We start from the raw sequence: 13349 nt of genomic DNA, 5'->3' as shown, positions 1-13349 counted from the left end.
GCCGGTGCTGCCCTACTGTGCGGGGACCGTTGGGGGATCAGGTGGCTGTGCTCACGCACTCGCCGGCTGATCGTCGAGAGACGGTCCCCGTTCCTTTTTCGGGACCCAGCCTGACGGGTTCACCTCCCGAGACCGATCGCCCGGTCAAGGTTCGGTGGGGGCCGCTAGTTGTTCTGGTGGTTTTCGGCGGGGAGGGGGATGCCGAAGTGGGCGAACATCGTCTCGAACATCCGGGTGTGCTTGTCGAGCGTCTGCGTGTGGCCGTCCAGGATCTGTGTGTGGGTGTCCAGAATCTCTGTGTGGGTGTCCAGGATCTCTCGGTGCTCGGCCAGCGTCCGGCTGTGCTCGTCGAGCCTCACCTCCACTCGGTCGAGCCTCGCATCCACTTGGTCGAGCCTCGCGTCCACTTGGTCAAGTCTCGCGTCGACTCGGTCGAGTCTCAGCGTGTGTTCGTGCTGGGTCTCCGTCATCTGGTCGAGTCTCAGCGTGTGTTCGTGCTGAGTCTCGGTTACCTGGTCGAGTCTCAGCGTGTGTTCGTGCTGAGTCTCGGTTACCTGGTCGAGTCTCAGCGTGTGTTCGTGCTGAGTCTCCGTCACCAGGTCGAGTCTCAGCGTGTGCTTGTCCTGCGTCTCCATGATCTTCGACAGCTCTGAGCCGAAGACCGTGATGTCTTCTCGCTGGTTGTCCGCGCGCTCTTCAAGGCGCGCCACCCGGACGCCCAGATCTTGGAGGGTTGTCATGGCGAGAATCCTAGCGGTGATCATTCCAGTACGCTCCGTTATGAGTCCAGGTCGAGGAGTGCTTCTTTGCCCCCCGAGGGATGATCCTGTAACCGCGGGCTGACCGTTGTCATGAGCACCGTGGAGAGGAAACTCGCCACGAGCAATCCCCCGGCGACCCAGAAGGTCACTTGGACCGCGCCACCCGGCGAGCCCGACCGGGAGCCATCGAAGTAGACACTACCCAGGACGGCGACGCCGAGCGTCGCGCCGAGTTGCTGGACGGCGTTGAGCAGGCCGGCGGCTGAGCCGACCTCCTGCGGCTTGAGCGGCTCCAGCGCCGTGGTGAAGAACGCCGGGGTGAACATCCCGACCCCGAGACCCGCGACTCCCAGGGCGCCGAGCAGCGGCGTGGGATAGCCCGTGGGGCCGGCCGCGTGGTACACGGCTACGGCGGCCAGCACGCCGAGCGCCAGCGTGGCGAGTCCGACCAACATCACCCGCCGTCCGTGGCGAGGAACCAGGTACGCGCCCGCGACCCAAGAAGACACCGCCAGGCACACCGACCAAGGCACCATGGTCAGGCCCGCGGTGCGTACATCGGTGCCCAATCCCAGTTGCAGGTGCAGGACCACGACGAACATCAGCCCGGTCGTCACCGCGAAGAACAGCGTGGACGTCACCAGCGCGGCCGGGAAAGCGCGGTGTGCGAACAGGCTGGTCTCCACCAGCGAGCTGCGGCCAAGCCCGGCACTGCGCCGCTGATGGAGGCCGAAACCGGCGACCACGGCCAGCCCGAGGCCGATAGCGCCCCAAGCCCCCATCGACAGGTGCGCTGTGTCAGCCCCGATCAGCGGGTAGACGATCAGGGCGGTGCCGAGCATCGCCAGCGCGGTGCCGATGGGGTCAAGGCTCGGTCGCGCCGGCGCGTGGTCCTCGATCAGGATCGGCGCGACGGCCAGCACGGCGGCACAGAGCGGGACGTTGACCAGGAACGCCGCCTGCCATGACGAGCCGAACAGATCGGCGTGAGTCAGCACGCCCCCGAGAACGGGCCCGCAGACAGCGGCCAAACCCATGACCGGGCCGATACTGCCCAGAGCCTTGGACATCTCCTTCCCATCGAACATGGCGCGGATCAGCCCGATGGTCTGCGGAATGACCGCCGCGGCCGCGGCGCCCTGCACGACGCGGAAGCCGATCAGCATCCCGACCGAGGGCGCCAGAGCGCAGGCCACCGACGCGCTCAGGAACCCGGTGACACCGATCCGAAAGACCCGCCGCCGACCGGCGATGTCGCCCAACCGGCCGCCGGTGATCAGCAGCAGGGCGAACGGCAAGGTGTACGCCGTGCTGAACCACTGCATGTCCGCCGCCGACCCACCCAAGTCGGCACGGATCGCCGGGGTGGCGACCTGCACGATCGTCGAGTCCAGCAGATTCATCGCCTCGGCCAGCAGCAACGCCGCCAGCGCCACCCACCGCCACCGGTAGGCCGCCGCCACACGTTCAGACATTCACATTCCTCTCCAGTGCGCGAACCCGCGCCGTCAGATCGGCGGGGATCCCAGCCTGGAGAGGCTGGGCCAGTTGTTCCATCTGGAACGTAATGTTGGAGAGTATCTTCCATGGCTGCCGGTCTTATGAGGGAAATCCCCATGCTCGACGACGTGGACCGAGGTCTGATCCACGCCCTGCACATTGACGGGCGAGCCCCCTTCGGCCGCATCGCCGAGGTGCTCGGTACCTCGGCGCAGACCGTGGCCCGCCGCTACCGGCGACTGCGCGCCGAGGCCGCCCTTCGTGTGGTCGGGCTCCCGAACCCGGACCGGGCCGGCCAGACCCAGTGGATGATCCGGCTCACCGCCACCCCGTCCACCGTGCAGGACCTCGCTCAGTCGCTGGCCCGGCGAGCCGATACCTCGTGGGTCAAACTGGCCTCCGGAGGCACGGAGATCTTCGCCGTCATTCACGCGTCAAGTGACACGCAGGCCGTACCCACACTGCTGCTGCACGACATCCCCCGCAGAGCCGGCATCACCGCGGTCTCCGCCCACTGCCTGCTGCACACCTACCTGGGCGGGCCGACCGCGTGGCGCGGACACCTCGAGGCCCTCACCGACCAGCAACAACAGCAGCTCGAACCGGCCCGCGCCACGGACGCGCCGGCCAGCCACCCGCCGGAGGCCGACGCGCCAGCCGATCGCCCGCCGGAGGCCAACGCGCCAGCCAGGCGACCACCGGCGACCGATGAGCCGCCTTCTCGACCACCCACGACTCATACACCTAGTACGTCGGCTCCCCGGCAGCCGCTGACGCGTGCCGACCATGACCTGATCGACGCTCTGCGCCAGGACGGCCGGGCCACGCACGCCGACCTCGCCGCGGTCACCGGTGTATCCCAAGCCACGGTGGCCCGCCGCCTCGCCGACCTCCGCGCCAACGGCACGATCTTCTTCGACGTCGAGATCGCGCCCGCCCTCCTCGGAGCCACCACCCAAGCCCTGCTGTGGATGACCGTCCAACCAGGACACCTCGACCGCGTCGCGACCGCCCTGGCCGGTCACCGTGAACTCGCCCTGGTGGCCGCCACCACCGGCCGGACCAATCTGCTGGCCAACGCCCTCTGCCGCAGCCCCGCCGACCTGCACGATTACCTCACCCACCGGCTGGGCGGCCTCGACGCCATTCACGCACTCGAAACGGCCCCCGTACTGCACACCGTCAAGGCAGCGGGTCCGCTGACCCCCGCCGCGTCGTTCACGCGCGGAAACTGAGGAGTTTGTAGGTCAAAACGGTAATTTTACCGACGGGCGCAGTTAAGTCATTCGCAAGAAGCATGTCCATAATTTGGTCATGCCGTCGATGAGTGAGCTGAGAGCAGGAGATCCCGCCGGTCTCGGAGGTTACGAGATCCGCGGACGGCTGGGAGAAGGCGGACAAGGCGTCGTGTACCTGGGCGTCGACGAGCACGGCGGCCAGGCCGCCATCAAGTGGTTACGCCCGCACCTGGCGGGCGACGCGGTCGCGGCCGAGCGGTTCGCGCGGGAGGCGGCCGTGGCGCAGCGGGTGGCGCCGTTCTGTACCGCGAAGGTGCTGGCGACCGGGGTGCACGAGGAGCGGCCGTTCATCGTCAGCGAGTACGTCGAAGGTCCGCCGCTCCAGCAGGTGGTGTCCGAGGAGGGGCCGCGGGCGGACGCTTCCCTGTACCGGCTGGCCATCGGGACCGTCACCGCGCTGGCGGCCATTCACCAGGCGGGCATCGTGCACCGCGACTTCAGCCCGAACAACGTGCTGCTCGCCGGCGAGGGCCCGCGGGTGATCGACTTCGGTATCGCGAAGGCGCTCGACGCCACTTCGACGATCACGTCCACGCCGGTGGGGACGCCCGCGTTCATGGCGCCGGAGCAGGTCCTGGGGCACCGGGTGGGGCCGCCTGCGGACATGTTCGCGTGGGGGAGCACCATGGTGTTCGCCGCCACCGGCACCGGGCCGTTCGAGGCGGAGTCGGTGCCGGTGATCGTCAACCAGGTCCTCTACGACGAGCCCGATCTGTCCCGGCTGACCGGGCCCCTGCGCGAGCTCGTGGCCGCCTGCCTGTCGAAGGACCCCATCCGGCGGCCCACCGCCGAACAGGTGATCATGCGGCTGCTGGAACACCCCACGTCCAACCCCGCCGAACTGGAGCAGGCGGCCGCGGTGGTCAGCGGCTTCTCGCCCGCACCCCCGCTCCCGCCGCAGCCCCAGTTCCCGCCCCAGCAGGGATTCCAGCCTCAGCTCCCGTACCCGCAGCCCCAGTACGCACAGCCCGCCTACGGGCAGCCTCCGTACGCACAATCGGGACCGCACCAGCAACCGCCACCCCCACAGGCAGCACCGCCGTACGCGCAGTCGGGACCGCACGCGCAGGGCCCGCAGGCGGCGCATCCGTATGGGCCGCCGCTCCAAGGGCCGCAGCCACAGTCGGGAGCGCACCATCAGCCGCAATGGGTTCCCCCGACTGGGCCGGGGCAGTCCCCGCAGTACGGCCCGCCGGTGCCGCCGTCCCGGTCGGGCGGCAAGAAGAGCTACGTGGTGGCGTCGATCGCCGCGGCCGTGGCCATCGTCGCGACCATCGTCGTGGTGGCCGTCGCTCTGACCAATCTGCCCGGCCCGTCGATCCCCACCCCCTCCCCGAGCGCGAAGAGCACGTCTCCGGCCCCGCTGGCCATTCCCACCGCGAACCTGGTCACCTCGACGCTCCCCGGCACCGACGCGGTCATCTACGAGAACCCGGGCGACGCCGTCCGGCTCACCACCTACATGGTCCGCGACGCCAAGACCCGGGACTGGATCTACTACGCCCGTGACACGCTGACCGGATCATTCACGAAATATCCGAACATGTGGGAGAGCATGCTGTCGCCCGACGGCAGGTACCTGGCCCAGCGTGGCAAGAACTTCGCCGACGGCTACGACAGCGTCAAGATCACCGACAAGGTGACGGGTGAGGCGTTCACGGTCAAGACCTCGCGCCAGCCGCTCAGCGCGTACGTGCAGGGCTGGTCGCGTGACAGCGGCCGGCTGCTGTTCAACGTCGGCAACCCGGTGAAGGGCGTGTGGCAGTCGACCGGGTTCGCGATCGTGAACGTCGCCACCAGGCAGGCCACGATCGCGTCCCTCAGAGAGGGCTCGCTGCACGGCATCCGTTACGGCTTCGACCACGCCGACACGGGCGTGGTTGCCCTGTCGAACGACACCAAGCAGCAGGCGCTGCGTTTCTTCGACGAGAACGGACTTCGGGTGCGCCGCATCCCGAACGTGGGTCCGGGCATCGCCGACTCGTTGTTCTCGCCGTCGGGCAAGCAGTTCGTCACCAACTGCCCTGGCCTGAGCAGCGGCAACAACTGCGTTTACGACACCCAGACCGGCGCCGAGCTGAAGCGTTTCGAATCACCCTGCTCCGGCCTGGCCACCTGGTACGACGACAGCCACCTGGTCTGCTGGGTCAAGCCCGACGCGAGCGCGGAGAAGCAGCAGGTGCAGGTGGTCGACTTCACGGGCGCAGCGGTGCGCCTGCTGGCCGAGATGCCGACGAACGGCTCGAACATGGACGTGATCTACACCTTCACGCACCGGAACTAACGGACGCGACCCCTGGGCCGCAGCCGGGTGCCCGGCAGGACGGGCGCGGGGAGCGGGCGGCCGTCGAAGCCTTCGACGGCGCCGAACTCCTCGCCCTCCATCCACTCCTTGCGGAACGCGACGATCTCGTCGTGGTCGCGGCCGACGAAGTTCCACCACATCACGATCTCCTCACCGAACGGCTCGCCGCCGATCAGCAGCACCCGTCCGCGCCCACTCAACCGCAGCCGGGTACGGCCGGGCGGCAGGTAGAGCAGCGGTCCGGCCTCCAGCGGCTCGACCTCTCCGGCGAGCAGCAGCACACCGTGCTCGAATCCTGCATCGAGCGGCACCTCGGCGCTCCCTTCGACGGCCACCTCGGCGCCCACCAGGGGGCTGTAGGTGGTCGCCGGCGAGGTCACGCCGCCGAGCGACCCCATGATCACCACGGCGTCGAAGCCGGAGCCGGACAGAACCGGCAGTGACGCGTGGTGCTCGAACCCGGGCCCGGTCCGCCGGTGCTCGCCGGGCAGCGCAACCCACAGTTGCACACCGTGCAGCAGCGTCTCGCGCGACTCCTCGGAGTGGGAGATGCCGCGCCCGGTGGTCATCAGGTTCAGCTGGCCGGGCCGTACCTCCTGGAGACTGCCGACACTGTCGCGGTGCAGCACCTCACCCGCGACCAGCCAGCTCACGGTCTGCAGGCCGGTGTGCGGGTGCGGCGGCACCCGCATCGTCGCCACCTCGGGGCCGTAGGCGTCCACGAAGCACCACGCGCCGATCATGCGGCGATGCGCGTTGGGCAGCGTCCGGCTCACCGTCATGCCACGCGGACCGCCCAGCGGCACCGCACGCCCGGCAAGCAGCTCGGTCTCCCCGCCGCCGCTCCCGCCACCGGTCTCGCCGCCGCTCCCGTCACCGGTCTCGGCGCCGCAGCGGATCTCGCGGGGGTCCTGTTCCAGGTTGCTCACGTTAAGACTGTACGACTGCGCAGATCGGCTCTCGGCGGGGACCGTGCGGCCGTGCAGATCGGCTCTCTGCGGGGACTATTCGGCTGTGCAGATCAATCAGCTCTCAGCAGGGACCGTGCGGCTGCGCGGATCGGCTCTCGGCGGGGACTGTTGCGGCTGCATGGATCAGCTCTCGGCGGGGGCAGCGGCATGGCGGCGGATCAGGAGCGACTGCGTGATCCCGACCACGACGACCGCGAGCGGAAAGACCGTGCCGACCAGCAGTCCGGCGCGGAGTCCAGAGCCGTCGTCGAGCAGGTCCCCGTCGGCGACGGCGCCCGCCAGCCACGGCCCCGCCGCCGCGCCCGCGTCGCCGAACATCGCCAGGACCCCGAACATCGCGGCCCCGCCCAACGGGAAGCGGGCAGCCGTCAGGCTGAACGTCCCCGGCCACATCAGGCTGACCGCCAGCCCGCACAGCGCGCACCCGACCAGGCTGAGCACCGGGTCCCGGGCCAGGGCGGCGGTGAGGTAGCAGGCGGTCGCCAGCGCGCCGCAGGCGATCACGGCGGGCAGCAGGGGGATCCGGCTGCCCCAGAGCCCGTAGGCGATCCGGCCGAGCCCCATGAGCACCGCGAACAGGCACGGCCCCGCGAGGTCTCCCCACACCTTGGCCACGCCAAGCCCCTGCTCGGCGAAGAGCGAGGACCACTGCGACATGGTCAGCTCGGCCGCCCCCGCGCAGAGCATCAGCAGCAGCGCCGCCGCGAACGACGGGGTCCGCAGCAGCGCCCCGAGCCCGGTCCGGTGCTCGTCGGGCACCGTCGGGGGCAGCGGGACCCGCAGGAAGAGCACGAGGTTCGCCAGTGGTACGAGGGCCCACAGCAGCGGCAGCACCTGCCAGGCCGAGTCGCCGATCCAGGCCAGCGTCAGCGTCGTGCCCAGCACGACGGCGACCTGACCCCAGCAGTAGAAGGAGTGCAGCAGGCTCATCGATGCGGCCCGGTGCTCCTTCGGCGCGGGCAGGGCGTCCACCACCGGGCTGACCAGGACCTCCAGCAGCCCGCCGCCGATCCCATAGACCACGACCGCCACCGCCAGCCCCCAGTAGGGGGACGGCAGCGCCGACGGGGCCACCGCCAGCAGCATCAGCCCGGCCACGCTGAACACGTGCGCCAGCACCAGCGGCACCCGGTAGCCCGTCCGGTCCACCACCTTGACCGCGATCAGGTCGGTGACGAGCTGGGTGGCGAAGTTGAGCAGGACCAGGCGGCCCAGCATCTCGTACGGCACCTGGTAGCGCGTCTGGAAGACGATGAACAGCAGTGGCGCCAGGTTGTTGACGATGGCCTGCGTGATGTACCCGGCGTAGCAGGCGCGCCGGGTGTGCTCGAAGGTGGTCAGCCGAGGGTCTCCCACCAGCCGTCGACGGCCGGGGCGCCGTCGGTGTCCACGGCCTCGCCGGGACGCGGCACCACGATCTTGACGTCGCGGGCCTTCGCCTCGCGCCACAGCCGCTGCACCGGCTCCGCCCACGGGTGCAGCGCGAGCGTGAAGGTCGCCCAGTGCACCGGCAACAGCAGCCTGCCGCCCAGGTCGAGGTGGGCGTTGACCGCCTCTTCTGGGTTCATGTGGATGTCGGGCCAGGCCGGGCTGTAGGCGCCGATCGGCATCAGCGTCAGGTCGAACGGGCCGTGCGCCGACCCGATGCCCTGATAGCCCTCGAAGTAGCCGGAGTCGCCCGCGTAGAAGACCCGCTTGCTCGCCCCGGCGACGACCCACGAGCCCCACAGCGTGTCGTTGCGGGTGAACATGCGGCCGGAGAAGTGACGGGCGGCCGTCGCGACGAAGCGCAGCCCGGCGACCTCGGCCTCCTCGTTCCAGTCGAGCTCGATGATCCGGTAGGCGGGCACGCCCCACCGTTCCAGGTGGGCGCCGATGCCCAGGGGCACCAGGAACGGAGCCTTCTGCGTCGCGGTGAGCGAGCGCACGGTCGCCATGTCGAGGTGGTCATAGTGGTCGTGCGAGATCGCGATGGCGTCGATCGGCGGCAACGCGTTGAGCTGGACGGGCAGCGGATGGTGCCGCTTCGGCCCGACGAGCTGTGACGGTGACGGCCGCCTGCTCCACACCGGGTCGAACAGCACCCGGCGGCCCTCGATCTCGACCAGCGTGGACGCGTGGCCGTACCAGATCACGTTCAGGCCGGTCGGCGACGGGTCGCCCGTCGGCGGGACGCGCAGCGGGATGGGGCCGCCCGGTCTGCGCTGGTCCCTGTCCTTGGCCAGCTCGCGCAGCAGGCCCGCGGGCGGCGTGGTCATCAGGGTGGTGGACTCCGGCATCGGGTTGTAGAAGGTGCCGTCCTTAAACTGCGGCGAGCGCCGCATCCTGGCCACCCGGTCCGGTCCCGAGGTCAAAGGCCGCACGCCCAGCTCAGCGGGTACGTCGCGGAGGGCCCAGCCCGCCGCGGCCAAGGCCGCCCCGCCTACGAGGATCCGTCGTGCCGTCCGCATTCCCGCCATCGCTCACACTCCCCTGAAAGTCGGTCCACCCACCTCAACTGATCGCCACATCTCCGATGTTCCCGATTTGGACGATATATCGCGATAGATTCAGATAGTTTTGATCGCCCCGCCATCCATGACGTAGTCGGCGCCGTTGACGCTCGCGGCATGCGGCGAGGCCAGATACGTCACCAAGGTGGCGATCTCTTCCGGTGCGACGAACTTACCCGTCGTCATCCCCACGCTCGACGGCAGGCCAGCCAGGAGCTGGTGGTGCTCCAGGCCCATCTTGGCCGCGAGCGCCGCGCCGTAGCCGTTGGGGTCCTCCCACATCGAGGTGAGCGACGGGCCGGGGGAGATGGTGTTGACCCGCACCCCCTGAGGCCCGAACTCCTCGGCCAGCGCCTTGCCGAACGCGGTCAGCGCGGCCTTGGCCGTGGTGTAGGTGATCGGACCGGCGTGCGGCATGCGGGCGCCGTTGGAGGAGATGTTGACCACGGCTCCGCCCCGGCGCAGCAGGCTGGGCAGGGCCGCTCTGGTGGCGCGGACCGCGCTGAGGAAGTTGAGCTCGTGGGTTTGGTGCCAATGCTCCTCGGTGAAGCCCAGGAACCCGTCGAGCTGTCCCTCGCCGCCGTCGCCGCCGCCCACATTGTTGACCAGCAGGTCGAGCTCGCCCAACTCGGCCAGGGCGGCGCCGATCAGCTCGGCCGGGCCCTCGGCGGCGGACAGGTCGACGGCGACCGCCGTCGCGCCGGTCTCCTTCAGCTCGGGCGAGATCGTCCGTGAACCGGCCACGACCCGCATCCCCTCCGCCCGCAGCGCGGCGACGATGGCGAGGCCGAGGCCCCGGCTGGCGCCGGTGACGACGGCGGTCTTGCCGGTGAGGTTCATGTCCATGGCGGGGTGCCCTTCTGCAAGTGCGTCGTTGGTGATGCCAGGAACGTAGCACTTGCAACAATGGTGACGCAACTCTGGAGTGTATGGTCGCACTGTGGAAGCGATTCAGCAGGGACGGGCACTCCGTTCGGACGCCGAACGGACCGTGCGCACGATCCTCGAGGCGGCCGAGCGTGTGCTCAGCAAGAATCCGTCGGCCAGCATGGAGCAGATCGCCGAGGCGGCCGGGGTCGCCCGTACGACCGTGCACCGGCGTTTCGCCTCCCGCGATGCGCTGGTCAGCGCGATGGAGGGGTGGGCTGCCCGGCAGTTCGCGGCGGCCGTCGATTCCGCCAGCTCTGAGACCATGCCGCCGCTGGTCGCGCTCTACCAGGTCACGGCCAGCGTGCTGCGGGTGAAGATCGACTGGGGGTTCACCATGAGCCGCGCGTCGGCGGATCCCGCGGTGGCCCAGGTGCACTCAGCGGTCGAGGAGAAGTGCGACCGGCTGTTCCGCAAGGCGCAGGCCACCGGCCTGCTGCGGGCCGACGTGGATGTGGCATGGGTCAGGCGCGTCTACTACGCGCTGATCCACGAGGCCGCGCAGAGCCAGGGCGACGACGCCGACGCCCTGGCGACGCTCCTGGTCGACACCCTGCTCCGCGGCGTCGGCACCGACCGCGGCCTGAGTTAGACGGCCGGAGCGCTCACGCGCCTGCGGCTACTGGCCGTCGGCCATCGGGCTCCGGCCATCGGGCTCTGGACACCTGGCTCCGGCCGTCGGCCATCGGGCTCTGGACACCTGGCTTCGGCAGTCGGCCACCGGGCTCCGGCCGTCGGAGAGCGGAGAGCGGAGAGCGGAGAGCGAGTCTGCAGGCGGCCGAGATCAGAGACCGAGTATGCCGGCGGCTGACCCGATAGCGCCCGCCGCAGCCCGCGATGTTCCCCGGGCAGGCGCCGTACAGCCCGGCGGCCGACCCGATAGCTCCCGTTAGGCGTCCTTTCCGGTGCCGAGGGGTCGGAAGTCGCGGGGTGACCAGATCGCGTGCGAGACCGCCTCGGGATCGGCCACGTCCGACGGCTCCACGTCGAACAAGTGCGTGATCCCGGTCCCGGCCTCGTAGCGCGGCCAGCCCGGATCGCCCGTGGCGGCGAAGCGCGTCCAGGCCGTACGGAACTGCTCCGACAGGCCCTCCAGATCCGGCGAGTCTCCGGCCATCATCGTCGCGATCGGCCCCGACGTCGAACCGAACGTGAGCGGCACGTCCAGTCCGTGGCAGGCCCCCAGCGTCGGGTCGGGGGCCCAGGTCAGCTCATAGGCGTACGTCGGCCCGGAGTGCGCGTCGGCCAGCAGCACGCTGGGCATCCTGAAGATCCAGTCCGACATCAGCCGGACGTACAGCTCCTCGTCCGTCACCCCCGGCAGCCCGGCCCGGTAGGCGGCGTCGGCCCCGCCGGGGGCGAGCGCCTTCAGCGCGCCCTCCAGATCCCACTCCCCGTTCATCGCGTGGAACGTCCGGTATTCGTCCCTGTTGAAGCCCACGATCAGCTCGACGTCGCGGCTCGCCCCGCCCGCCGGCACCTCCCACGGCGTCCCGGGCAGCACCTCCCCGTCGACCACCGGTGCGAACGGCATCGCCGAATACGCCATCGCCCCCCAAAGCTCGGCATTGCCGCCGATCTCCTCGCTCGCGACCGCGCTCGCCGCCGCCGTAAGCTCCTCGGGCGTCTTGTCGTACGGCGAGCCGCCCCCGAGCCTGCGCATGATCGACTCGGTGACGCGGGCCGCGTACTCGGGGGAGAAGAACATCCCCGGTACGCTCTGCGCGATCCCCCGCCTGAACAGCCCCTCGGCCTGCGGCATCGCCAGCAGCGCCGCCACCGATCCGCCACCCGCCGACTCGCCGAAGATCGTGACGTTGTCCGGGTCACCGCCGAACACCGCGATGTTCTCCCGCACCCATCGCAGCGCCGCCACCTGGTCGAGCAGCGCCCGGTTCGGCGGGGCGCCGTCGACGTGGCCGAAGCCCTCCATGCCGACCCGGTAGTTGAACGTGACGACCACCACGCCGTCTCGGGCCAGCCGCGCCCCGTCGTAGTCGGGCCAGTCGGCCGAGCCCAGCCAGTAGGCGCCGCCGTAGATCCACACCATCACCGGAAGCCCGGAACCGCCGGGCTCGGGCGTCCAGACGTTGACGGTGAGGATGTCCAGCCCGTCGGCCGAGCTCCACGGCGCCTGCCCGGGGAACATCGCGGGCTGCGGCGGGCGCGGGCCGTACGAGGTGGCCTCGAAGGTGCCGTCCCACGGGTCCGGGGGCACCGGCGCGGCGAACCGATACTCGCCGAACGGGCTCTTCGCGAACGGGATGCCCTTGAAGACCGCGACACCGTCGTCATCGAGACCGCTGATCTCGCCGGACGAGATCGTCGTCATATTGCCCTCCATTGCGATTGATCTTCAGCGCTGTCTGGCGAGGAACCCCGGGCATTTACCACGCTGTTGGCCCGATTCGGTTCATGCGGCCATCCCAAGAGTCGTTCCAGGTGCGACTTGCGGGTGCCACGAATGGGGGTGCCGGTTCACCACGCGTCCAGCCGGATCATATTGAGCGCGGTGGCGGTGACGCCGGTGCTGGGCGGTGGGTGACAAGGCCAAGGAGCGGCCCCATGCATGGCCGTCGGCGCGGGTACGGGCAGCCATCGGGGAAGGTCGCCCATGGGTTTCCTCGGAGACTTCACGAACAGGCTGGGGACGTAAGGACATAACGAATCTCCCCCGTGTTCTCTGCGGCCCAGGTTCCCCCAGCCTCCCCCGCGAACCCAGGGATCATCAACCGGAATCGGCCGGCAGAGTCGTCGCCGGCCGGAGCTTCTCGGGTTGCGTACCGCCCAGATGTGCTCGATCCGGGCGGGGCGTGGATGCGGCGGCGGGCCGAGGAGGCCGGCGGGCGACAGGCCACCGGGGTACGGCCGACGATCTCCGCCACTTCGGCGAAGGAGCAGCGAAGACATCGTGCAGGATGAACGCGACCCGCCGGGGGACTGGGTGGCCTCATGCTGCTGTCAGGACATGTCGTACCAGCGGGCGTATGTCTCCTGTACGACATCCCCAGCCTCGCCCAGGGAGCCCAGGAGCTGGAACGAATGGCCGGCGAGATCGATAGGCAGGGTGGCTACTGCGTCCCCGCGGCGTAGCG

The 13349-nt window shown here is 69.9% G+C and carries 10 protein-coding genes; 3 read left to right on the top strand and 7 right to left on the bottom strand.

Annotation, left to right across the window (positions count from 1 at the left end; all coding sequences use genetic code 11):
* Positions 1-164 precede the first annotated feature (164 nt).
* Positions 165-764 (bottom strand): hypothetical protein, encoded by a 600-nt coding sequence (locus AB0F17_RS01920; RefSeq protein WP_358014610.1) that lies wholly within the window; start codon positions 762-764, stop codon positions 165-167.
* Between the two features lie 14 nt (positions 765-778).
* The gene (locus tag AB0F17_RS01915) at positions 779-2236 is read right to left on the bottom strand and encodes an MFS transporter (RefSeq protein ID WP_358014606.1); all 1458 of its coding nucleotides are present in this window, start codon (positions 2234-2236) and stop codon (positions 779-781) included.
* A gap of 141 nt (positions 2237-2377) precedes the next feature.
* Between AB0F17_RS01915 and AB0F17_RS01910 the strand changes: the two genes are divergently transcribed.
* Both AB0F17_RS01910 and AB0F17_RS01905 read left to right on the top strand, forming a co-directional pair.
* On the top strand, positions 2378-3496 hold the full coding sequence (locus tag AB0F17_RS01910) for an AsnC family transcriptional regulator (RefSeq protein ID WP_358014603.1): 1119 nt from the start codon (positions 2378-2380) through the stop codon (positions 3494-3496).
* Positions 3497-3575: 79 nt separating this feature from the next.
* Positions 3576-5843 carry a protein kinase gene (locus AB0F17_RS01905; RefSeq protein ID WP_358014600.1) on the top strand — a complete coding sequence of 756 codons (2268 nt, stop codon included), beginning with the start codon at positions 3576-3578 and terminating at the stop codon, positions 5841-5843.
* On the opposite strand, the gene AB0F17_RS01900 is transcribed toward AB0F17_RS01905, so the two are convergent.
* From AB0F17_RS01900 to AB0F17_RS01885, 4 genes are all read right to left on the bottom strand, one after another.
* Positions 5840-6793 (bottom strand): pirin family protein, encoded by a 954-nt coding sequence (locus AB0F17_RS01900; protein ID WP_358014597.1) that lies wholly within the window; start codon positions 6791-6793, stop codon positions 5840-5842. The genes AB0F17_RS01905 and AB0F17_RS01900 overlap by 4 nt on opposite strands.
* A gap of 165 nt (positions 6794-6958) precedes the next feature.
* A complete protein-coding gene (locus tag AB0F17_RS01895; protein ID WP_358014594.1) occupies positions 6959-8191 on the bottom strand; it encodes an MFS transporter in 1233 nt (410 codons plus the stop codon).
* Complete coding sequence (locus AB0F17_RS01890; RefSeq protein ID WP_358014591.1) at positions 8173-9294, bottom strand: MBL fold metallo-hydrolase; 1122 nt, start codon at positions 9292-9294, stop codon at positions 8173-8175. The genes AB0F17_RS01895 and AB0F17_RS01890 overlap by 19 nt, the downstream gene beginning before the upstream one ends.
* Before the next feature lie 90 nt (positions 9295-9384).
* On the bottom strand, positions 9385-10173 hold the full coding sequence (locus tag AB0F17_RS01885) for an SDR family oxidoreductase (RefSeq protein ID WP_358014588.1): 789 nt from the start codon (positions 10171-10173) through the stop codon (positions 9385-9387).
* A gap of 94 nt (positions 10174-10267) precedes the next feature.
* On the opposite strand from AB0F17_RS01885, the gene AB0F17_RS01880 reads away from it, so the two are divergent.
* Positions 10268-10846: a helix-turn-helix domain-containing protein gene (locus AB0F17_RS01880; RefSeq protein WP_358014585.1), complete on the top strand. Its 579-nt coding sequence runs from the start codon at positions 10268-10270 to the stop codon at positions 10844-10846.
* Between the two features lie 297 nt (positions 10847-11143).
* Here AB0F17_RS01880 and AB0F17_RS01875 read toward each other — a convergent pair whose 3' ends face one another.
* Entirely contained in the window at positions 11144-12586 is a 1443-nt protein-coding gene (locus AB0F17_RS01875) for a carboxylesterase family protein (protein WP_358014583.1), read from the bottom strand.
* Positions 12587-13349: the final 763 nt, after the last annotated feature.

The sequence above is a fragment of the Nonomuraea sp. NPDC026600 genome, from assembly GCF_040638335.1.
In the GTDB taxonomy this organism is placed as follows: Bacteria; Actinomycetota; Actinomycetes; order Streptosporangiales; family Streptosporangiaceae; genus Nonomuraea.
This window is presented reverse-complemented; position numbering and strand designations above follow the sequence as displayed.

What these genes read in the sequence shown, in the direction of transcription:
- AB0F17_RS01885 (WP_358014588.1), bottom strand. Translation starts at nt 10,173, where the DNA reads ATGGACATGAACCTCACCGGCAAGACCGCCGTCGTCACCGGCGCCAGC.
- AB0F17_RS01920 (WP_358014610.1), bottom strand. Translation starts at nt 764, where the DNA reads ATGATCACCGCTAGGATTCTCGCCATGACAACCCTCCAAGATCTGGGC.
- AB0F17_RS01910 (WP_358014603.1), top strand. Translation starts at nt 2,378, where the DNA reads ATGCTCGACGACGTGGACCGAGGTCTGATCCACGCCCTGCACATTGAC.
- AB0F17_RS01905 (WP_358014600.1), top strand. Translation starts at nt 3,576, where the DNA reads ATGCCGTCGATGAGTGAGCTGAGAGCAGGAGATCCCGCCGGTCTCGGA.
- AB0F17_RS01915 (WP_358014606.1), bottom strand. Translation starts at nt 2,236, where the DNA reads ATGTCTGAACGTGTGGCGGCGGCCTACCGGTGGCGGTGGGTGGCGCTG.
- AB0F17_RS01890 (WP_358014591.1), bottom strand. Translation starts at nt 9,294, where the DNA reads ATGGCGGGAATGCGGACGGCACGACGGATCCTCGTAGGCGGGGCGGCC.
- AB0F17_RS01875 (WP_358014583.1), bottom strand. Translation starts at nt 12,586, where the DNA reads ATGACGACGATCTCGTCCGGCGAGATCAGCGGTCTCGATGACGACGGT.